Genomic DNA, 18,777 nt, shown 5'->3' with positions numbered 1-18,777 from the left:
CATGAACGCTCACCCCCTGCACCCCCTACTCGCCCGTGCCGCCGCTGCCGCTTCCGCTGTCGCCGCCGGCGTCCCGGCCGAGGTGCCGCTGGACGCGCCGACCCCCTGCGGGGAGTTCGACACCCGGGCGCTGATCAACCACTGGGTCCTGTACACCTCGCACGGCCTGGAGCACCGGGCCCGGCGCACCGAGCTGCCCGCGGCACTGGTCGAGCGGGACTTCACCGCCGACGCGGACTGGCGCCCGGCGTACGCGGCCCAGTTGGAGCGGGCGGTGGCGGCCTGGGGCGAGCCCGCCGCCTGGGAGGGGGACGTCGACCTGGGCGGGTCGCCGTTCCCGGCGGTGGGGATCGCCCGGATGCTGGTCCTGGAGCTGCTGCTGCACGGCTGGGACGTCGCCCGGGCGGTCGGGCAGCAGATCGAGGTGGACGAGGAACTCGCCCTGCTGGTGGGCGAGATCGTGGCGGAGAACGCCGAACTGTTCCAGCAGTACGGGGGTTTCGCGGCGGCGGTCGCGGTGCCGGAGGACGCCTCGGTGTGGGAGCGCGCGCTGGCGGCCTCGGGGCGTGACCCGCACTGGAAGGCCTGACCGGCCCGCACTCACGGGGAGTCGGCCCGCCCGTCGGTCCGGCGCATGCCTGCCCGCCATGCGCCCGCCCGCCATGTGTCCGCCCACCGTGCGCTCGCCCACCATGCGTTCGCCCACCCGCCAGGCGTCCGCCGCGTGCCCGTCAGGCGGGCCGCATGGCCGCCGTGAGCTTGGCGTGGAGGAGGCGGACGGCCGGGGAGTGCTGGTCGCGGCGGGCGACCAGGCCGAGCCGGGCGTTGGTACCGGCGTCGGCGAGCGGGACGGCCCGCAGGCCGGCGCCCTCCACGGAGGAGGCGCTGAGCACGGCGACCCCGGCGCCGCGCTCGGCCAGGCGGAGCACCGCCACCGGGGAGCTGGCCTCGATGTCCACGCGCGGGTCGAGGCCCAACTGCGCACAGGAGCGGTCATAGGCGGCGCGGAGTCCGGTACCCGGGGAGAGGCAGAGGATCTTCTCGCCGCGCAGGTCGGAGAGGTTCAGTTCGGCGCGGTCGAGGGGGTGGCCCAGGGGGACGACGGCGGCGATCGGGTCGTCGACGACCACGCCGACCTCCAGCCCGGTGGTCACCTCGCCCGCGTAGCCGATCAGCGCCAGGTCGAGGGCGCCCGCCAGGACCTGGGACTGGAGCAGGTCGGAGTGCCCTTCGTGCAGGCTCAGTTCGATGCCCGGGTGGGAGCGGCCGAGGTCGGCGACGGTGTCCAGGAACGGCGGGATCGAGCAGCCCATGATCATGCCGAGCCGCACCCGGCCGCGTACGGCTTCGGCGAACTCGGCGGCGGTGTGCTGGATGGCGTCCAGGGTGGCCAGGGCGTTCTTGGCGAGCGGGAGGATCGCCTCGCCCGCCGGGGTGAGCTGCACCCGGCGGCCGGAGCGGTCGAGCAGCGGCTGGCCCAACTCGCGCTCCAGCTTGGCGACCTGGGTGCTGACGCCGGACTGGCTGACGTGCAGGCGGGCCGCTGCGGCCGTGAAGGACCCCTCGTCGACGACGGCGGCGAAGTAGCGCAGCTGGTGCATCTCCATGAACGGTGACGATATGCGACGGGCGTGCCATCGGCAGGACGGATGCCCCGGGCGGGCGCCCGGGGCATCCGTCGGTCGACGGGCAGGCCGTCACCGAGGGCGGTTGCCGCCCTTGATGTCCTTGCCCTGCGTGATGTCCTTGCCCTGCGTGATGTCCTTGCCCTGCGCCCGCTGCGTCCCGTCGCCGGGCAGCTCGGCCTCGATGCGTTCCTTGCGCACCCGGCCGCTGACGGTCTCCTGCTCGACGTGCTCCTCGGTCACCAGCCGTACGCGCTCGACCGGGACGGCCTCGGTGTGGACGACCGGCCGCTCCGCGTGCAGGACGACCTCGTGCTCGGCCTCCCCGATGGGTTCGCCGGACAACGCGGCGGCCCGGTTGGCCTCGGTGATGGGCTCGTGCTCGACGCGGACCTCCTCATGCCGCACCGGAACGGTCTGCTGCTCCTCCTCGGTCACGACGTACTTGTGCAGCTTGGCCTGGCCGGTCTCGTACCGCTCCACGCCGACCTGCATCCGCTCCTCGGAGCGGGTCATCGCGTCGTCGGCCTGGCCGCGGCGGGCACCGGCCCGGGGGGTGGTGGGCGTCGCGGCGGTGGGAGCGGCGGCCGCGGCGGCCAGCGGGGTGCCGTCACCGGCGCGGGTCCTGCCGGACTGGCCGGACTGGCCGCCGGCCTTCCAGCCGTCACCGTCGGAGAGGCCGTAGTACCGGGAGAGGCGGTGCTCCTCCCGCGCGGGCAGGTGCCCGTCCTCCACGGACACCATCGGCGCGTCCTTGACCTTGTCCTTCAGGTACGGGACCCGGATGTGGTCGCCGACGACCCGGGCTTCGCGGATCGGGACGAACGACTCACTGGCTCCGAACCATCCGGTCTTGATGCTGACCCACTCCGGCCTACCGGTGGCGTCGGAGAGGAACATGTGATCCGCCTTGCCGATGCGGTTGCCCTCCGCGTCGTCCACGGGGTGGTTCAACATGGAACGGGCCTGCTGTTCGGTGATCATCGATTTCACGCCTCCTTCACGCTCCAGCTGTTTTGAGCCTTACCGGCTCGATGTGGCCGAAACGTGTCGAACTGACATTCACTCAACGTGATGTTTCAGACCTCTGCCCTCCCAGTTGCCACACTGCGTCACTTTCACTATCAGTGACGGTGATGGAAAGCATCTGATCCATATGTTGGACGGATGGAACGGCGAGGGGAAGGATGGAGGCATGACGACGACGAAGAACGCGCGAGAGCTCGCCGAGACCTACTTCACCGCCTGGGAGGCGGGCGACTTCGACACCATCCGGGGCCTGCTGGCCGAGGATGTCGACTTCGTCGGAGCTCTCGGCACGGCAACGGGCATCGAAGAGGCACTGGGTGGCCTGCGGGGGCTCGGACAGGTGCTGGAGAAGATCGACGTGAACGTGCGGGTGGCGGACGGGGATGACGTCATCACCTGGTTCGAGCTGCGCACCAGCATTGCGCCGCCGGCGCCGACGGCGAACTGGATGCACGTGGAGAACGGGAAGATCGCCCGGATCCGGGTGACCTTCGACCCGCGCGGACTGCTGGCGGGCTTCGAGAAGAAGGCTTGAGGAGGGCTGAGCGGGGCGGGCAGCAGCAGGACCGGAGGGCCGTGATCGCCGGGGGGCGGTGGCGGCCCTCTTCGGCTGTGCGCGCTCAGGCGTCCTCGTCGGGCTCCGGCGGGGTCGCACGGAGGGCGGTGACGACGCCCAGGGCGACGGTGGCCAGCGCGAGGGCGAGGAGCGTCGCGAAGGCGGCGGCGATCAGGAACCGCACGGGCGCTCGCGGTCGCGGTTGCGGTCACGATCACGGTCACGGTCGCGGTCGACGTCGAGGAGGAGGGTGAGGAGGTTCAGGAGGGTCGACGCCGGGGCCGTGTTGAAGCAGACCAGGACGCGGCCGTCGAGGGTCGTGTCGGTGGCGGCCGAGGGGAAGATCAGGCCGAACTTCCGGCCGCGCTCGTGGAGTTCGGCGAGGAGGGTGAGGATGTGGTCCTCGGTATAGGCCCGGATCCGGGGATCGGTGGGCAGCATGGGGCGGCGGTGGGTCGTCATCAGGCGGCGTCCAGCTCGAACCAGACGGCCTTGCCGCGCTTCTGCGGCTCGACGCCCCAGCGGTTGGTGAGGCCCTCGACCAGCTGGAGACCCCGGCCCGACTCGGAGAGGAGGGAGGGGGCGTTGGACTGGGGGACCACCGGGCTCTCGTCGAAGACGGAGACGCGGAGGGTGACGGGGGTGATCGCGAGGATCTGGAGGACGGGGGCGGGGGTGTTGGCGTGCCGCCAGGCGTTCACGAGCAGCTCACCGAGGGCGAGTTCGGCGTCGAAGGTGGCGGAGGGCGGCCAGCCGAGGCGGAGCATGGCGTCCTGGAGGGACTGGCGGCCGAGGGCGAGCGAGGGCGTGTTGAGGTGACGCATGGGAGAACTCCCGGGCGTGTGTGGGGTGGAGAACCGGCGGAAACGTCGCCGTGAGCCAGGCCAGGCAAATGGGCATGGCTGCTCTGCGGCGCGGACAACGCGCATTACTGACGATCCGTCGGATCGCTGTGACATCGACCATAACGCACATGGGCTCAAAATTGAGTCAGCAGTCGGAAGGTTCCCCCGATCGTGGCACCCCAGCCCTCATGGCCTACGGCAGACTGGTCGCCATGGCCCTACGACCGAACCCAACACTTCGCCAGCGGCGGATTGGAACCGAGCTGCGGAGGATGCGGGAGCAGGCCGGTCTCGGCGGCAGTCAGCTGGCGCGCGAACTCGGCATCCACCCCGCGCAGATCACGCAGATGGAGAGCGGGAAGGGCGGGATCAGCGTTGAGCGGCTCCGGACGATCGCCTCAGTCTGCATGTTCGATAACCAACCCCTGATCGATGCACTGGCCGACATGGTCTCGGAGCGCAGAAAGGGTTGGTGGGAGGAGTATCGAGGGGCCCTTTCCACTGACTACCTGGAGATCGCAGAGCTTGAGGCGAACGCACACGGCATCTCAACATGGGCTACGACGTATCTCCCTGGGCTCCAGCAGACCGAGGCCTACGCGGCTGCGGTGTTCTCCCGCTTCGCTCCCTTCATTCCAAGCCATGACCTTGAGGCCAGGACCGCCTTCCGCATGCAGCGAAAGGCAGCTGTCAGGGAGAGCGAAGTTCCCTACATCTCCTTCATCCACGAAGCGGCGCTGCGAATGCAGTTCGGGGGTCCTCGGATCCTCGCCGATCAGCTCGACCATCTCATCGATGACTCACTGGCCGGCAGAATCTCAGTCCGCGTAGTGCCCTTCGACCTGGACACCTTCCCTGGCTGCGGCGAGAACATCATGTTCATCGAAGGCCCCGTGCCTGAACTTGCCACACTGCAGATGGATACTGTCGCGGGAATCATGTTCTTTGACGCCCAGAGCAGCCTGATCCGCCACCGGAGCGTCTTCGAGCACCTGAACTCCGCCGCCCTCTCCGAGGCCGATTCGCGGGAGTTCATCCAGTCTGTTGGGGATGAAATGCGAGGCAAGTATGCGTGACTCCGTTTGGCAGAAGTCCAGCTACAGCGGGGCATCCAGCGAATGCGTGGAGGTGCGTGCGGCCAGCGGGGCAGTCGAACTCCGTGAGTCCGACGAAGGCCACACCATCCTCCGCACCACCCCGGCCGCCCTCGCCGCCCTGCTCCACGGCATCAAGGCCGGCGAGTTCGACCACCACGCCTGACCCACCGCTCCGGAGCAGGAAGTCGACCCCGCCGACTTCCTGCTCCGCCCCTCCCCCATCCTGTCCACCATGAAGATCGCCGCCGCCCAGCTGTCCTGCACCCCCGCCGACATCCCGGCCAACGTCCGGCAGCTCGTCGGCCTCGCCGAGCAGGCCCGCTCCCAGGGCGCCGAGCTGATCGTCTCCCCCGAGTTCGCCCTCACCGGCTACGAACTCGACGCCCTCGCCGCCGACCCCACCCTCTGGGTCACCCCCGACGACCCCCGCCTCACCCCACTCCGGGCCACCGGCATCGCCACCGTCGTCAACTGCGCCATCCCCACCGACGGCCCCCGGCCCGCCATCGGCACGTACGTCTACGGCCCCGACGGCGAACTCCTCACCACCTACCTCAAGCAGCACCTCTACGAGCACGAGCAGGGCATCTTCACCGCGGGCGACCAGGACGGCCGCTTCTCCTTCAACGGCCTCCGCTTCGCCCTCGCCACCTGCTTCGACAACCACTTCCCCGACCTCACCGGCCGGGGCGGCGCCGACGGCTGCCACGTCCACCTCGCCAGCTCCCTCTACGGCACCGGCAACGGCATCCACGAGCGCGCCACCGTCTACCCGGGTATCGCCAAGGCCACCGGCATGCACGTCGTCCTCGCCAACCACGTCGGCCCCTCCGGCCCCTGGACCGGCTGCGGCGCCGCCGCCCTCTGGGCCCCGGACGGCACCCCCCTCGCCGAGGCCGACGACCGCACCACCACCGTCGCCATCGCCGACATCACCAACCTCACGGGACAGAACGCCTAGGGCAACCACAGCCGACCGCCCGAGCACACTGGCCCTGGCCGCCCATCGAACTGGGCGGCCGGGGCCTCGCATACGCTCCGCACCCGTTGCCATCCGCCCAGCCGGCAGCAGACCGTCGCTCCCTTAAGGCCATACGTCCGCGCTTGATTGACGCAACGTCAGAACGCGATACGGCTGACAGGACCACGCTCCGGGCGCATCCTTGGAACCGCGGGAAACCTGGTCGACATCGGAGGACGACATGGCGCTGGAGTTCCTGGGGATCTACCCGAACACGCCCGACGACGGCTCCCCGACCATCTGGAGGGACACGGAAACCGGGGACCTGCTCATCCAGTCGTACAAGGCCAGCGAGGCGGACATTCTGGCCGCTCAGGAAGTCGGTTCGATCCCCGGTCACACCACAGACATCCCGGATCACGAGTTCATGATCCGACTCCCCGAGAACATGCTTCAGTTCATCCCCCGGCCCAAGAACGAGGACAACAGCGGTGGCGACAGCGGTTCGTGAGCAGCTGGCGAAGGCCAAGCATTCTGCGGTGCACCTCGAGATGCGGGACAGCTACATGCTGGACGACCCGGAATTCGTCGCCTGGCAGCAGGGCAAGCGGCTCGACCCCGCCGACCGGAAATCGTGGTGGCGGTCCTGGCTGGACGTGGTGACCGAAGCGACCGGCCGGGGCGTCGCCATGCGTCGCCTGCGTGTGGTCTCCGAACCGGTCACCGACTACATCCGCTACGAGTACGACGTGACGTTCCCCAACGTCGCGGCCGGTGAGGAGGTCCGATGGCTGCCGCGTTCCCGCACAGGTGACCTGCTGCTTCCCGGTCTGGACGGCTGGGTCATGGACGGCCGAGTCGTGATCCTGCACCACTTCACCGGGGATGGTCAGTGGGCGGACGCCAAGATGGAGGTTCGGGAGGACGCCGAGCTGGCTGCCCGGTACCTGTCGGCCTACGAGGCCGCCTGGGAACGGGCCGTCCCACACGCGGAGTACCGCCCCGGCTGATCGGCAACTGAACCGCATGGCCGATTCGGCATCTTCGAGCGTCCAGCGCGCCCGGCAGGGCCTCGCGGACCGGCTCCGCGAGATACAGCGGGATGCCGGGCTCAACGGACGGGACCTGGCTGCGGCCTGTGGCTGGTACCCGTCCAAGGTCAGCCGCCTGCTGAACGCCCACACACCCCCGTCAGAGGACGACATCCGGCTCTGGTGCCGGGCGTGTGGTGTGCCGGAGCGGGCGGCCGACCTGGTCGCCACATTGCGGGCCGTGGCGGGCATGTTCGTGGAGTGGCGGCGGATGGAGCGGTCCGGGCTGAGGCAGGCCCAGGAGGCTCGGCGTCCGCTGTACGAGCGCACATACCGATTCCGTTCCTACTCGTCATGGCTGGTGCCCGGGTTGATCCAGACGCCCGGGTACACAGCGGCTGCGCTCCGAGCGATCCAACAGCGCAGGGGCTTGGTGGACGACGTACAGGCTGCTGTCGCCGTGCGCATAGGGCGCCAACGCGTGCTCTTCGAGGGTGATCGGCGATTCGCGTTCCTGATCGAGGAGTCCGTCCTGCGCTGCGGCATCGGCGGAAATGGCGTGATGCGGGACCAACTCCACCATCTGACGACAGTCGGGTCACTTCCCAATATGAGCCTCGGAGTTGTACCCATGGCGGCCGATCGAGCACGCTGGCCGGCCGAAGGATTTTGGATCTTCGATGCGGCACAGGTCAACGTCGAGTTGATCTCGGGGTACCTCACAATCACCCAGCCGAGCGAGGTCACGATGTATGCCGAGACGTTCGCCGAGCTGGCGGACCTGGCGGTTCACGGTGCAGCCGCACGGAAATTGATCACCGCTGCCGCTGACACACTCGGGTGATCGCGACGACCCCGCGTGGAATCCCGTAGAACTTCGTGGCCGCCTACTGGGCGCGCTCCCTACCGTTCTGAGTACAGATCAGATCTGGAGACAGGAGCCGAGGCCATGTCGCAGACGATGACCCTCGATCCGCCCGAGAAGCCTCCTGAGCTGCCGCCCGGCCCCATGCCGCCGAACGTCGCCGCCACCCACACCGCCCTCGACGAGCAGAAGGAGGGAACGCTGAACGATATCCGCATGAAACACAAGGGCGCACCGAAGGACCCGCCGAAGCACCGTGGCAACCCGGCCCCGGAGCCGACGCCCCCCGCCCCGCCGCCCCAGTAGCGCCCGACGCGGGCCCCTCCGTTGGACGGAGGGGCCCGCCCGATCGGAGACAGGAGTCAGGCATGGCCCCCATGGAGCAGTTCGCGATCTCGTACGAGATGCGACACTTCGCCGAGGTCAACTGGGCGCGCAAGGCTGAGCGCTGGTCGGTGACGTTCTATCTGCCCAGTGAGCGCGTCGGTACAGCGGAGATCACTCGCGTGATCCCCGGTGCGACCCCGAACCCGCGCGAAGCGCTGGAGCTGGACCCCGGGTTGTTGGACCGCATCCCGCGTGTGATCTTCACCGAGGCGGGAGAGGTGGCCGCGTCTGTGGCCGAGCTGCACCCCACCCTGCTGCTCCTGTTGGAGTCGGTGGAGGTCAAGGCGAAGTGGCGCGGCACCGGTCTGGGGATGGGCCTGGCCATCACCGCGCTTCGCCGCCTGGCGGTGCCGGGAGCCGTCGCTGTCTGCTACCCGGCCCCGATCCACGACCACGGCCCGGATGAATGGTGCAGCTTCACCTCCGAGGATCCCGAAGTCCGGAAGCCCGACCAGGAAGCCATGGCCAAGCTCCGGCGGGCCTGGGAACGCCACGGGTTCGGGCCGATCGGCAACGGGGTCTACGCGCGGTCGATCGAGCCCTGAAACCAGCCCCCGCCATGGCAAGGCGGGGGGCTCATCTCACCCAGGAGGAACCATGCGGGCCAACACCAACCACGAAGCGGAGGCCGGTCGGGCCCGGCTGGCCTCCGCGCTCATCGCGAACGGGTCCCTCACCTCCGACTGGTTGGCGTCCTACCACGCCGTGCCGCGTCACTGGTTCGTCCCCTCCCTCATCTGGCCGGGGCAGGGTGACGGCGTCCGTCAGGGCGAGGCCGTGAACCGGCACGTCGACCCGGGCGCCTGGTGGCGAGCCGTGTACTCCGACGTGCCGCTGACCACGCAGTGGGACGACGGGGAGCACAGCGGATTCACGCGCGGCTCGATCCCCACGTCCTCCAACTCCATGCCGACCATGGTGTTCTCGATGCTCTCCGCCCTCTCCGCCGACCACGGCCACCGGGCGCTGGAGGTCGGCACCGGCACCGGCTGGAACGCCGCCCTGCTCTCCCACCGGCTCGGCTCCGACCGAGTCGTCACCGTCGACATCGACCAGGAGGTCTCGGCCGACGCCCGACTCCGGCTCACCCGCGCCGGGTTCACCCCCACCTGCGTCGTCGGCGACGGCTCCGACGGCCACCGCACCGGCGCGAAGTTCGACCGGGTGATCGCCACCTGCTCCGTCCGCGAACTCCCGTACGCCTGGGTGGAACAGTCTCGGCCGGGCGCCGTGATCGTCGCGCCGTGGGCGCCCGAGTACGGCGGGGAGGCGATCGCCCGGCTCACCGTCGGCGGTGACGGCACGGCGAGCGGCCGGTTCGTCGGCTCGTCCGCCTTCATGCGGCTGCGGCCTCAGCGCACGGCCCGGCCGAGCAGCCTGGAGTACCTGTCCGGCCCGTGGCCGGCCGACGGAGCGAAGTCCTCGACGTCCCTCTCCCCGGACCAACTCGGCGGCTGGCTGGTGATGTTCGCGATCGGCGTGCGGGTGCCCGCCGCCTTCCCCCTGGTCGAGCGGTACGCCGACGGCAGCTACACCCTGTGGCTGCACGACACGGCCGTCACCTCCTGGGCCACCGTCGACTGGGAGCCCGGCCGCACCGCCTACACCGTGGTGCAGTCCGGCCCCAGGCACCTCTGGGCCGAGGTGGAGGCCGCCTGGCACTGGTGGGACGCCCACGGCCGCCCGGGCTTCGACCGCTTCGGGCTCACCGTCACGCCGGACGGCCAGGCGGTGTGGCTGGACGACCCCGACAGCCCCGTGGGGTGAGTGGTGCGCGGCCCGTCCGACCTCACTCGAACGGGTGTCGGTGAATCGTTGCCTCTTGCGGCCTCGGAGTGACCCGGTGGGTGGAAGGCCTCCCGAACGGTGACGGAGCCTCGCGACGCATCAGCCGTACGGGAGGTCTTCGTGAAACGCAGTCGTGCCATCGCCGTGTCGGTCGTGGCGGCGCTCGCCGTCGGATCGGGAATCGCCTTCGCGGGGCAGGCCGGCCCCGCCCGGATCTCCGCCGAGCCGATCGAGCTCCACGCGGTGGGGAACTACATCACCCTCCAACCGGGGCAGGAGGCCACGGTGCGGAGCGGGAAGTGCCCGGCCGGTGAGCTGGCCATCAGCGGCCTTCTGCACCGCGGCCACCATGCCGGACACCCTGACTGCGGGCAAGGACGGCCTCCCGCCGCAGCTTCCCCTCGGCCTCGATACCCTCCCGGGCCCGACCGGCAAGGGATGAGGGACGCTGCCCACGGGCCCGCCCCGAGCGGGCCCGTGGGCAGCCTCGATGCGCAGGAAGTCGGCGGGGTCGACTTCCTGCGCATTCCCGCGCGTTCCCGCGCATCGCGTCGTACGGGCCCGAGCGCCCCTCAGCCGCCGGAGCGGATCGGCTCGCCCGTCCGGTGCAGGTGGGTGAGGATCTCCCGGTACGAGCGGAGCAGGCCGACCTCGTAGTACGGGATGTCCTTCTCGGCGCAGAACTCCCGGGTGATCCGGGCGGCCCGGCCGAGCGCGGGGGTCGGCATGCTGGGGAACAGGTGGTGCTCCACCTGGTAGTTGAGGCCGCCCATCACCGCGTCGAGGACCGGCCCGCCGCGGACGTTGCGCGAGGTGAGCACCTGGCGGCGCAGGAAGTCCAGCCGCATCCCCGGGGTCACCATCAGCATGCCCTTGTGGTTCGGGGCGAAGACGCAGCCCAGGTAGACGCCCAGCAGCGCCTGGTGCACGGCGATGAAGGCGATCGCCTTGCCGAGCGGCAGAGCAGCCAGGACCAGGCCGAAGTAGGCCGCGAAGTGCGCGACCAGAAGCACGCCCTCCAGCACCGGGCGCTTCACCGCGGGGCTGCGCAGCGCGCGGAAGCTGTTGAAGCTGAGGTTGAGGCCCTCCAGCAGGAGCAGCGGGAAGAACAGGTACGCCTGCCGGCGGCCGATGAATCGGGCGAGGCCGCTCGCCTGCCGGGCCTGCCGCTGGGACCACACGACGAGGTCGGGCGAGACGTCCGGGTCGCGTTCCTCGTGGTTGGGGTTGGCGTGGTGGCGGGTGTGCTTGTTCATCCACCAGCCGTAGCTCATGCCCATCAGCAGGTTGGCGGCGATCCGCCCGCCGATCTCGCTGGGAGCCCGCCGACTGAACACCTGGCGGTGGGCCAGGTCGTGCGACAGCAGCGCGACCTGGGCGAAGACCACGGACATCACGGCCGCCAGGGCAAGCTGCCACCAGGTGTCGCCGATCGCGAACAGGGCCCACCAGCCGTCGAGGAACGCGGCGAGCACCAGCGCGATGCGGACGGCGTAGTAGCCGGGGCGGCGGTCGAGCAGACCCTCGGCGGCGATCCGGCGGCTCAGCTGGGCGAAGTCGCTGCCGCCGCCCTCCGGTTGCGGGGCGGGCGGCGCGGGGGCGGGCGCGGCCTCGGTCATCGTCACGGGCTGTGTGGGCATGCCCCGAGTCTGGTGCGCCGGACCGACCGGCAGAACGGGGCAAGCACCCCTCGCCGTACGGGTGTTAACCCCCGCAACGGGAGGGGCGCCGGCAGGCCCGGATGACGGAGGCGCTGCCCGCCGACGGTTGATCCACCGGAAGCCGTGCCCGTACTGTCGGCTCACGGCGGCCTCAGGGGTGCCGGAGGCGTCGGCGACATCGGGGGCGCCGGGGGCGATCGAGAGCGGGGCGGGGCCGTGACCGAAGAAGCGATACCGGGTCGGCTGGTCGGCGGGCGCTACCGGCTCGTGCGGCAGTTGGGGGCCGGCGGCTTCGGCCGGGTCTGGCAGGCGCACGACGAGACCCTGGGCATCGACGTGGCCGTCAAGCAACTGTGGCTGCCGCCCTCGACCTCCGACGGCGAGCGGGCCGAGCGGCTGGCCCGGGCCGAGCGCGAGGCGCGCAACGCCGCCCGGCTGCGCGACCGGCCGCACGTGGTGGCCGTCCACGACGTGCTGGTCGAGGACGGCATGCCGTGGATGGTGATGCAGCTGGTGTCGGGCGGCTCGCTCGGCGACCGGCTGGCCGCGGACGGGCCGCTGCCGGTCGAGCGGGCGGCCGTGGTCGCCCGCGCCCTGCTGGCGGCCCTCGCCGCCGCCCACGCGGCCGGGGTGGTGCACCGGGACGTCAAGCCCGCCAACGTCATGCTGGCCGACGACGGCGACGTCCTGCTCGCCGACTTCGGGATCGCCGTCCACGAGGCCGACTCGACGCTCACCGCAACCGGGGCGTTCGTCGGCTCGATCGAGTACATCGCCCCCGAGCGGGCGCGCGGCGTGGACGGGCAGGCCGCCTCCGACCTGTTCTCGCTCGGCGTCACCCTGTACCAGGCGGTCGAGGGCGTCTCGCCGTTCCGCCGGGACTCGGCGACGGCCTCGCTCACCGCCATCCTGTTCGACCCGCCCGCGCCGCCCCGCAGGGCCGGCCGGCTGGCCCCGCTGATCCTCGCCCTGCTGGCCAAGGAACCGGACCAACGGCCCGGCACCGCGCAGGCGTTGGCGATGCTCGACGGGTCCGTCCCGGACCGGCCCACCGCCCTCGACCATGCGCTCCCAGCCCCGACCGCGACCCCGACCCCGGCCCCGGCCCCCTCCGCGACCCCGCTCCCGACCCCGACCGCGACCCGGGCCCCGGCCCCCTCCGCGACCCCGGCCCCGGCCCCGCCCGTCGACGACGACGACGACTGGGAACAGGACCTTGAGGCGACGACGCCCGTCGAGGACTGGGAAGAGGACCTTGAGGCGACGTCACCGTCGGAGGCCTCGGCGTCGCCGCCCTACCTGGCGATCACGGTCGCGGTCGTCGTGGTCGCCGTGATCGCCGGGGCGATCGCTCTGTTGGTGGCCTCGCGGCCCGAGGACGGCAAGACCGAGCAGTCCGCGACCGGGGCCGGAGTCGCCCTCTCCGCGCCGCCGTCAGGCAGCCCTTCCCAGAGCCCGTCGCAGAGCTCGCCTACCGGCCTGCCGGACCTCCCGACCCCCTGCAACGTCCCCTCCGACGTCGCCGCCAAGCTCCGGCTCACCCATCACGGTGCCGAGGACATCAGGCCCGAACGCCGCCGGTGCGACTGGTGGACCGACGCCAACGCCCAGCTCCCGTACGACTTCGCCAGCGCGCAGACGTACCGGGGCCCCTACAGCGTCCAGCCGGGCGCGCAACCGGTTCGAATCGCGGACGCCGTGACCGGGCAGGAGTACGTCGACGCCAAGCCCAGCAACAACGGCATCGTCTACTGCCGCGTCGAGTGGCCCACGGACAACGGCGGCTACGCCTCGGCCCTGATGCAGTCCCCCAAGGGCTCCGACTCCAGCCAGCTCTGCGGGTTCACCGAGCAGTGGGCGAACGGCCTGTACCGGAGCCTGGCCCGCTAGGGAGCGTCTTGGCCGGCCGGTGGACGGGGCCGCGCCGGCCAGAGGATGATCTCCACCGGACTGCCCGGGGCCGCGACGGTCAGGAAGCGGCCGTCGGGGCCCGGGTGGTCGATGCGCTTCTCCGGCCGGTCGACTACTTGAGCGGCGTGCCGCCCGAGTTGCGGTACGCGATCGTCTTGTTGATCAGGTTCCCGCCGTCGGTCTCGGGCGTGGTCTGCTCCTGCCAGCCGGCGCCGAACAGGAGGGCGCCGACGTGTGCGCTCGCCACCTGGTCCAGGTGCGAGAAGAACCAGTCGACCTTGTCGTCCTTGTAGTGGCCGGGGGTGTTGTTCTGCGCCATGTTGCCCAGGGGGACCTGCCACAGGACCACCGGCTTGCCCACCGACTCGGCCATCGTCCTGTAGAACCCGAGCGCGGCGAAGCCCTTCTGGTCGTTCCAGTAGGTGTCCTTGCTGCCGTGGGCGGGCAGCGCGTACCAGCCCGCGTCGCGGTCCGTCACGTCGGTGACCAGGAAGTCGGCGTTCTTCGCCCCGAGGTCCGCGTAGTCCTTGGCGCACTGCGGGGTGTTCTGCTGCCAGTCGAAGCAGGACAGGTGCAGTCCCACGCCGGTCTTCGGCGCGTACTTGTGCGCCATCGCGATCATGCACTGGGCCAGGCCGGAGGCGCTGTTCTCCTGCGATCCGCAGTCCGTCGGGTTCGCGGCCGTGACCTGCGCGGCGACCTGGTGCGGATTGCCGAGCGAGCGGACGTAGCCCCAGAAGTCGGGCTCGATGTCGATCATGTCCTGCGAGTTGCCGATCTTCTGGAGGAAGAAGCGGTAGTCGTTCAGGTACCGGGTGAGCAGGTCGGCCCGGTTGATGGCCTGGACCTCGCCCGGGCCGTCGCCCTGGCCCGCCGCGTCGCCGAGGTCGCGCAGCGAGTACCAGGTCCAGAGCTGCTTCTGCGGGCGCGGCTTGCCCTGGTAGGTGGCCTTGGCCGCGTTGGCGTCCCGGTAGGTCACGTACGTGCCGGGCGCCGTGGTGCTGCCGGTCCAGCAGCCCCACCAGCCCGACCACGCGTCCTGGCAGTGGGCCGCCGTGTAGTAGTCCGACGAGGGCGCGGGCTGGCTGTGCACGTAGTTGTACCGCACGTCGAACGGCGCGGCGTTCGCCGAGGAGTCCTCCATCGAGCCGCCGATGAGCACCGTGCTGCTGCCCATGATGCTCTTCGCCGAGTTGCCGCCACCGGCTGCCGGAGCGGCGGGGGACGCCGGCGGCGCCGACGTCGGGCGGGTGCCGCCCGGGGCCTGGCCGGTCGGAGCGCCGCCGCCCTGCGGGGCGGGCTCGGCGGGCGTGGCACTGCTGCCGGAGCCGCCCGCCGGGGCGCCCCCGCCCTGCGGGGTGGGTGTGGCACTACCGCCGGAGGCCCCGGCGGCACTCACCGGCACGAGCTTCCACTGCTGCTGGGGCCCGTTCCAGTCGTGGAACTGGGCGAGGTGGTTCCCGTCGCCCTTGTAGCCGCCCGGGACCTCGACGGCCTTGCCGTTGAACCGGTTGACCAGACGCACGTAGCCGTCCGAGGAGTTCTCCAGGTGGAACTGCTGGTTGGCACCGTTGAGGTCGTGCCACTGCACCAGCTCGGCGCCTTCGCTCTTCGACCAGTTGTAGTCGTCCAGCACCTTGCCGGAGTTCCGGTTCTGCAGCCGGTAGTTCCCGTCACCCGAGTCGACGAACTTCCACTGCTGGTTGGCCCCGTCGGTACGGGACCACTGCACCATCGGAGCACCGTCGGCGGTTGAGAAGCCGTAGGCGTCCATCGCCTCGCCGGTGCTGCGGTTGACCAGGACGTACCAGGCGTTGGTGTCCACGGTCCCCGCGGAGGCCGTGTTGACCACGGCCACGGAGCCGCCCACGATCGCCAGGCCGACGGCCGCCCAGAGGCTCCGGCGCTGGTACAGGCGACGGCGGCGATGCGTCTGCCGCCGGGCGCCGGGCGACGCCTCCGGCGACGTGGAAGGGCGAGGGAACATGTGGATGCTCTCTTTCCGGGCGTTGTCTCCGACCGGACCGCCTGTCCGGACACCCCCCAGTTGCCACCGCCCCCGGACAGGTTGCCGCGGATCGAAAAAGTCTTTTCAGGCGCGGCGCGGCGCCGTGAACAGCTCGTCCAGGTGGTGGTCGAGGACCGCCTGCGCCTGCTCGCCGGTGCGCTGGCCGCCGAGGACGCTGGAGCCGAGCCCGTTGACCATCGCCAGCAGCCCGGCGGCGGCCATCTCGACGTCCCGCTCCGGCGCGATCCCGCCGGCCTGCTGGGCCGCGCGCAGCTGCTTGACCAGGAAGCCCTCCAGGACGACGGGCGGCTGGGCGGCCTGCTGCTCCAGCACCTCGGGGTCGCTGAGCACCAGGGCGTAGTACGCCGCGTACGTGCGGGTGATCCGGCGGCTCTCCGGGTCCGTCGGCAGGATGCAGGAGAGGATCGCCGTGACCACCTCGCGGGGGGCGCGGGCCTCGCCGATCCAGCGTTCCATCCGGGCCCGGAGCTGGGTGCCGAGCCGGGCGAGGGCGTCCAGCAGCAGGCCCTGCTTGGTCGTGAAGTAGTACTGGACGAGGCGCAGCGAGACGCCCGCCTCGGTGGCGACCGCCCGCATGCTGGCCGACTGCAGGCCCTCGGTGTCCGCGATCCGCAGCAGGGCCTCGGCGATCTGTCGCCGGCGCGCCTCGTGGTCGACCTTCTCGGCCACAGTTCGACCTCCCTCTCTTGGTACACCCGTATCATGCCTGTGATACACATGTACCATGCGAATCAGCGAGTTCACGAACGGCAAGGCCGAAGCCCGCTTCCGCACCGCGTACGAGCGCGCCCTGGCCCAGCTCTGGCCCGGCCCGCGCACCGCGCTCGACGTCCCCACCGGCTTCGGCACCACCCGCGTCCAGCGCACCGGACCCACCCAGCGCACCGGCCCCGCCCACGGGCAGCCGGTCGTGCTGCTCCCCGGCTCCGGCGGCAACGCCCTGATGTGGCACGCGTACGTCGAACGCCTCGCCGCACACCACCCGGTCATCGCCGTGGACACCGTCGGCGAACCCGGCGCCAGCGTGCAGACCGCCCCGATCCGGGACGGCCACGACGCCGCCGACTGGCTGGAGGAACTCCTCACCGCCCTCGACGTCCCCACCGCCCACCTGGTCGGCTGCTCCTACGGCGGCTGGATCGCCCTCCACCACCAGCTCCGCCACCCCGGCCGGACCGCCACCCTCACCCTCGTCGACCCGGCGGGCCTCGCCGACATCGGCCGACGCTTCTACACCTGGCTCATCCTCGGCGGCCTCGCCGCCCTGGCCCCGCGCGCGCTCCGCCCCCGGCTGGCCCAGGCGGTCTCCAACAGCGCCCTCCTGGAGGCCGAACTGATGACCCTGATGCGCGCCTCCACCGGCTTCCGCCGCCGACTGCCGCCGGCCCTCACCCTCGACGACGCCGAACTCGCCCGGCTCAGCGCCCCCGCGCTCTTCCTGCTCGGCGAGCACAGCGCCCTGCACGACGCCCGGGCCGTCACCGAACGGCTGCACCGGCTCACCCCGGCGGCCCGGGTCGCGATCGTCCCCGGCGCCGGGCACTCGCTGACCACCGACGACCAGGCGGCCGTCCTCGACGGTATTCTCACCATGGCGTCGTCCCAGGTCAGTTGACCATCCCGTCCTCGGCGGTATCCTCACCATGGCTCCGCCCCAGGTCAGTTGACCGGCTCGTCCTCGGCGGCGCCCTCACCACCGCGTCACCCCAGGTCAGTTGACCAGCTCACTCTCGACGGGCCCGTCCGCGAGGACCATCGGCCAGTCGTCCTCGGCGGACAGCAGGACGTCCAGCGGGACGCCGGGCGCTCCGGTGAACACGGCGGTGGCCTCGGAGAGCCGGCCGGGCGGCACCGGCAGGGCCACCTCGGCGGACAGCACGACGGCGGCGTCCGGATCGACGGCCGAGCGGTCCGGGAAGTCGGCCGGATCGGCCCCCACCTGCTCCAGCGCGTACGGGTAGACCGCGATCGACACCGTCAGCCGGTCGCCGTCCAGGCCGCGCTCGGCCCATCCGTCGGTCGGCAGCAGGAAGAAGGCGCCGTCGCCCTCGTAGCAGTACGAGCCGAGCCGGTCCAGCGCCCGCTCGCCGGGGGCACCGTCGGGGTCGACGACCAGGACGGCGACCCGCGCGTCCGGGTCGCTCGGGTCCAGGCCGGCACGGACGTACAGACGGGCCACGGGGAACCTCCGGGTCGCGGAACGGGAGCGGAAACGGGAGCGGAAACGGGAAAGGGCCCGCCGGCCGCCTCCCGCAAGGGAGTTGGACGACGGGCCCGGGGCCCACGCTACCGTCAGGCCGCCTGGCGACGCGCCTCCTGGCGCTGGGTCAGCTGGCGGCGCACCGCCCAGACCGCCCCGCCCAGGACGAAGCCGTAGACGGAGACCAGCCCGTGGCCGTTGTCCTGGGCGAACCACATCGCGAGGCCGAGCACCGGGACGCCGGCCGCCAGGGCGATCTCCTTGGGGAGGCGGGTACGGGTGAGGAAGGCGAGGGCGAGGGTCGCGCCGAGGAAGTAGGTGGCGCCGGAGCTGCCGGCGAAGTTGCGGGGGTCGGTGCTGGGGCCGTCGCCGAAGCCGAGCAGGTCGTCGATGCGGCCGGGCAGCAGGATGCCGGCCAGGAAGAAGCCGAGGGTCAGCGGGCCACCCCAGTACCACTGGGCGAGCGCGGCGACGGCGGCGAGGGTGACGAGGTTCCACAGGCCGCCGAAGAGGCCGCCGTTCTGCATGAACACCGAGGTGAACTCGCGCCACCAGCCGGACTTGGACGGGTCCGCGTCCAGCGCGTCCATGGCGCCGGACCACACCAGCTGGAGCAGCACGCCGCCGACGGCGACGGCGGTCAGGGCGATCGCCGCCCACGGGAGCGGTCGCGAGCGCAGGGTGTCCCGGCCGACGACGCCCAGCCCGGAGTTGACCATCATGACCATCAACGCGGCCGTGGTCACGTTGAAAAGGATCGCCCCCATGGTCCTGCCCCTCCCCGCCTACGGC

The 18,777-nt window shown here is 71.3% G+C and carries 22 protein-coding genes; 13 read left to right on the top strand and 9 right to left on the bottom strand.

From position 1 onward, the window contains the following. Position 1: 1 nt before the first annotated feature. Positions 2–589 carry a TIGR03086 family metal-binding protein gene (locus ACZ47G_RS17625; RefSeq protein WP_465743597.1) on the top strand — a complete coding sequence of 196 codons (588 nt, stop codon included), beginning with the start codon at positions 2–4 and terminating at the stop codon, positions 587–589. A 142-nt stretch (positions 590–731) separates the two neighbouring features. On the opposite strand, the gene ACZ47G_RS17620 is transcribed toward ACZ47G_RS17625, so the two are convergent. Together ACZ47G_RS17620 and ACZ47G_RS17615 are read right to left on the bottom strand one after the other, a co-directional pair. Then, positions 732–1,607: a LysR family transcriptional regulator gene (locus ACZ47G_RS17620; protein WP_465743595.1), complete on the bottom strand. Its 876-nt coding sequence runs from the start codon at positions 1,605–1,607 to the stop codon at positions 732–734. A gap of 90 nt (positions 1,608–1,697) precedes the next feature. After that, a complete protein-coding gene (locus tag ACZ47G_RS17615) occupies positions 1,698–2,609 on the bottom strand; it encodes a DUF2382 domain-containing protein (RefSeq protein ID WP_465743593.1) in 912 nt (303 codons plus the stop codon). Between the two features lie 211 nt (positions 2,610–2,820). Here ACZ47G_RS17615 and ACZ47G_RS17610 point away from each other — a divergent pair, with 211 nt between their 5' ends. Continuing rightward, positions 2,821–3,189, top strand: coding sequence for a nuclear transport factor 2 family protein (locus ACZ47G_RS17610; protein WP_465743591.1), 369 nt, complete (start codon positions 2,821–2,823; stop codon positions 3,187–3,189). 192 nt (positions 3,190–3,381) lie between these two features. Here ACZ47G_RS17610 and ACZ47G_RS17605 read toward each other — a convergent pair whose 3' ends face one another. Then, positions 3,382–3,672, bottom strand: a complete 291-nt coding sequence (locus tag ACZ47G_RS17605; protein ID WP_465743589.1) for a hypothetical protein — start codon at positions 3,670–3,672, stop codon at positions 3,382–3,384. Continuing rightward, on the bottom strand, positions 3,672–4,034 hold the full coding sequence (locus tag ACZ47G_RS17600; protein ID WP_465743587.1) for an ATP-binding protein: 363 nt from the start codon (positions 4,032–4,034) through the stop codon (positions 3,672–3,674). Before ACZ47G_RS17600 ends, ACZ47G_RS17605 begins: the two co-directional genes overlap by 1 nt. A 209-nt stretch (positions 4,035–4,243) precedes the next feature. Between ACZ47G_RS17600 and ACZ47G_RS17595 the strand changes: the two genes are divergently transcribed. From ACZ47G_RS17595 to ACZ47G_RS17555, 9 genes are all read left to right on the top strand, one after another. Then, positions 4,244–5,131 (top strand): helix-turn-helix domain-containing protein, encoded by an 888-nt coding sequence (locus ACZ47G_RS17595; protein ID WP_465743585.1) that lies wholly within the window; start codon positions 4,244–4,246, stop codon positions 5,129–5,131. Next, positions 5,124–5,315, top strand: a complete 192-nt coding sequence (locus ACZ47G_RS17590) for a DUF397 domain-containing protein (protein WP_465743583.1) — start codon at positions 5,124–5,126, stop codon at positions 5,313–5,315. Before ACZ47G_RS17595 ends, ACZ47G_RS17590 begins: the two co-directional genes overlap by 8 nt. 69 nt (positions 5,316–5,384) lie before the next feature. Further along, positions 5,385–6,113: a carbon-nitrogen hydrolase family protein gene (locus ACZ47G_RS17585; RefSeq protein ID WP_465743581.1), complete on the top strand. Its 729-nt coding sequence runs from the start codon at positions 5,385–5,387 to the stop codon at positions 6,111–6,113. A gap of 241 nt (positions 6,114–6,354) precedes the next feature. Then, complete coding sequence (locus ACZ47G_RS17580) at positions 6,355–6,624, top strand: hypothetical protein (RefSeq protein WP_465743579.1); 270 nt, start codon at positions 6,355–6,357, stop codon at positions 6,622–6,624. Beyond that, on the top strand, positions 6,605–7,123 hold the full coding sequence (locus ACZ47G_RS17575; RefSeq protein ID WP_465743577.1) for a DUF6879 family protein: 519 nt from the start codon (positions 6,605–6,607) through the stop codon (positions 7,121–7,123). The genes ACZ47G_RS17580 and ACZ47G_RS17575 overlap by 20 nt, the downstream gene beginning before the upstream one ends. A 16-nt stretch (positions 7,124–7,139) precedes the next feature. Next, positions 7,140–7,988: a helix-turn-helix domain-containing protein gene (locus tag ACZ47G_RS17570; protein ID WP_465743575.1), complete on the top strand. Its 849-nt coding sequence runs from the start codon at positions 7,140–7,142 to the stop codon at positions 7,986–7,988. Positions 7,989–8,093: 105 nt separating this feature from the next. After that, positions 8,094–8,315, top strand: coding sequence for a hypothetical protein (locus tag ACZ47G_RS17565; RefSeq protein WP_465743573.1), 222 nt, complete (start codon positions 8,094–8,096; stop codon positions 8,313–8,315). A gap of 62 nt (positions 8,316–8,377) precedes the next feature. Beyond that, a complete protein-coding gene (locus tag ACZ47G_RS17560; RefSeq protein ID WP_465743571.1) occupies positions 8,378–8,941 on the top strand; it encodes a hypothetical protein in 564 nt (187 codons plus the stop codon). 52 nt (positions 8,942–8,993) lie between these two features. Next, entirely contained in the window at positions 8,994–10,163 is a 1,170-nt protein-coding gene (locus ACZ47G_RS17555; protein ID WP_465743569.1) for a methyltransferase domain-containing protein, read from the top strand. Between the two features lie 593 nt (positions 10,164–10,756). Here the strand turns inward: ACZ47G_RS17555 and ACZ47G_RS17550 are convergent. After that, the gene (locus tag ACZ47G_RS17550) at positions 10,757–11,824 is read right to left on the bottom strand and encodes a fatty acid desaturase family protein (protein ID WP_465743567.1); all 1,068 of its coding nucleotides are present in this window, start codon (positions 11,822–11,824) and stop codon (positions 10,757–10,759) included. 237 nt (positions 11,825–12,061) lie between these two features. Here ACZ47G_RS17550 and ACZ47G_RS17545 point away from each other — a divergent pair, with 237 nt between their 5' ends. Continuing rightward, the gene (locus tag ACZ47G_RS17545) at positions 12,062–13,735 is read left to right on the top strand and encodes a serine/threonine-protein kinase (protein ID WP_465743565.1); all 1,674 of its coding nucleotides are present in this window, start codon (positions 12,062–12,064) and stop codon (positions 13,733–13,735) included. 133 nt (positions 13,736–13,868) lie between these two features. Here the strand turns inward: ACZ47G_RS17545 and ACZ47G_RS17540 are convergent, their stop codons facing one another. Together ACZ47G_RS17540 and ACZ47G_RS17535 are read right to left on the bottom strand one after the other, a co-directional pair. After that, positions 13,869–15,743 carry an RICIN domain-containing protein gene (locus tag ACZ47G_RS17540; protein WP_465743563.1) on the bottom strand — a complete coding sequence of 625 codons (1,875 nt, stop codon included), beginning with the start codon at positions 15,741–15,743 and terminating at the stop codon, positions 13,869–13,871. 105 nt (positions 15,744–15,848) lie between these two features. Next, complete coding sequence (locus ACZ47G_RS17535; protein WP_465743561.1) at positions 15,849–16,454, bottom strand: TetR/AcrR family transcriptional regulator; 606 nt, start codon at positions 16,452–16,454, stop codon at positions 15,849–15,851. A 55-nt stretch (positions 16,455–16,509) separates the two neighbouring features. On the opposite strand from ACZ47G_RS17535, the gene ACZ47G_RS17530 reads away from it, so the two are divergent. After that, positions 16,510–17,400: an alpha/beta fold hydrolase gene (locus ACZ47G_RS17530; protein ID WP_465743559.1), complete on the top strand. Its 891-nt coding sequence runs from the start codon at positions 16,510–16,512 to the stop codon at positions 17,398–17,400. Positions 17,401–17,496: 96 nt separating this feature from the next. On the opposite strand, the gene ACZ47G_RS17525 is transcribed toward ACZ47G_RS17530, so the two are convergent. Together ACZ47G_RS17525 and ACZ47G_RS17520 are read right to left on the bottom strand one after the other, a co-directional pair. Then, positions 17,497–17,964 carry a hypothetical protein gene (locus ACZ47G_RS17525; RefSeq protein ID WP_465743557.1) on the bottom strand — a complete coding sequence of 156 codons (468 nt, stop codon included), beginning with the start codon at positions 17,962–17,964 and terminating at the stop codon, positions 17,497–17,499. Positions 17,965–18,077: 113 nt separating this feature from the next. Next, the gene (locus ACZ47G_RS17520; protein WP_465743555.1) at positions 18,078–18,752 is read right to left on the bottom strand and encodes a hypothetical protein; all 675 of its coding nucleotides are present in this window, start codon (positions 18,750–18,752) and stop codon (positions 18,078–18,080) included. Positions 18,753–18,777: the final 25 nt, after the last annotated feature.

This window comes from Kitasatospora sp. NPDC030952 (genome assembly GCF_055571335.1).
This window is presented reverse-complemented; position numbering and strand designations above follow the sequence as displayed.

Coding starts and splice junctions, on each gene's coding strand:
- ACZ47G_RS17600 (WP_465743587.1), bottom strand. CDS start 4,034: ATGCGTCACCTCAACACGCCCTCGCTCGCCCTCGGCCGCCAGTCCCTC.
- ACZ47G_RS17625 (WP_465743597.1), top strand. CDS start 2: ATGAACGCTCACCCCCTGCACCCCCTACTCGCCCGTGCCGCCGCTGCC.
- ACZ47G_RS17595 (WP_465743585.1), top strand. CDS start 4,244: ATGGCCTACGGCAGACTGGTCGCCATGGCCCTACGACCGAACCCAACA.
- ACZ47G_RS17615 (WP_465743593.1), bottom strand. CDS start 2,609: ATGATCACCGAACAGCAGGCCCGTTCCATGTTGAACCACCCCGTGGAC.
- ACZ47G_RS17570 (WP_465743575.1), top strand. CDS start 7,140: ATGGCCGATTCGGCATCTTCGAGCGTCCAGCGCGCCCGGCAGGGCCTC.
- ACZ47G_RS17560 (WP_465743571.1), top strand. CDS start 8,378: ATGGCCCCCATGGAGCAGTTCGCGATCTCGTACGAGATGCGACACTTC.
- ACZ47G_RS17565 (WP_465743573.1), top strand. CDS start 8,094: ATGTCGCAGACGATGACCCTCGATCCGCCCGAGAAGCCTCCTGAGCTG.
- ACZ47G_RS17580 (WP_465743579.1), top strand. CDS start 6,355: ATGGCGCTGGAGTTCCTGGGGATCTACCCGAACACGCCCGACGACGGC.
- ACZ47G_RS17540 (WP_465743563.1), bottom strand. CDS start 15,743: ATGTTCCCTCGCCCTTCCACGTCGCCGGAGGCGTCGCCCGGCGCCCGG.
- ACZ47G_RS17590 (WP_465743583.1), top strand. CDS start 5,124: ATGCGTGACTCCGTTTGGCAGAAGTCCAGCTACAGCGGGGCATCCAGC.
- ACZ47G_RS17610 (WP_465743591.1), top strand. CDS start 2,821: ATGACGACGACGAAGAACGCGCGAGAGCTCGCCGAGACCTACTTCACC.
- ACZ47G_RS17585 (WP_465743581.1), top strand. CDS start 5,385: ATGAAGATCGCCGCCGCCCAGCTGTCCTGCACCCCCGCCGACATCCCG.
- ACZ47G_RS17555 (WP_465743569.1), top strand. CDS start 8,994: ATGCGGGCCAACACCAACCACGAAGCGGAGGCCGGTCGGGCCCGGCTG.
- ACZ47G_RS17620 (WP_465743595.1), bottom strand. CDS start 1,607: ATGGAGATGCACCAGCTGCGCTACTTCGCCGCCGTCGTCGACGAGGGG.
- ACZ47G_RS17520 (WP_465743555.1), bottom strand. CDS start 18,752: ATGGGGGCGATCCTTTTCAACGTGACCACGGCCGCGTTGATGGTCATG.
- ACZ47G_RS17550 (WP_465743567.1), bottom strand. CDS start 11,824: ATGCCCACACAGCCCGTGACGATGACCGAGGCCGCGCCCGCCCCCGCG.
- ACZ47G_RS17530 (WP_465743559.1), top strand. CDS start 16,510: ATGCGAATCAGCGAGTTCACGAACGGCAAGGCCGAAGCCCGCTTCCGC.
- ACZ47G_RS17605 (WP_465743589.1), bottom strand. CDS start 3,672: ATGACGACCCACCGCCGCCCCATGCTGCCCACCGATCCCCGGATCCGG.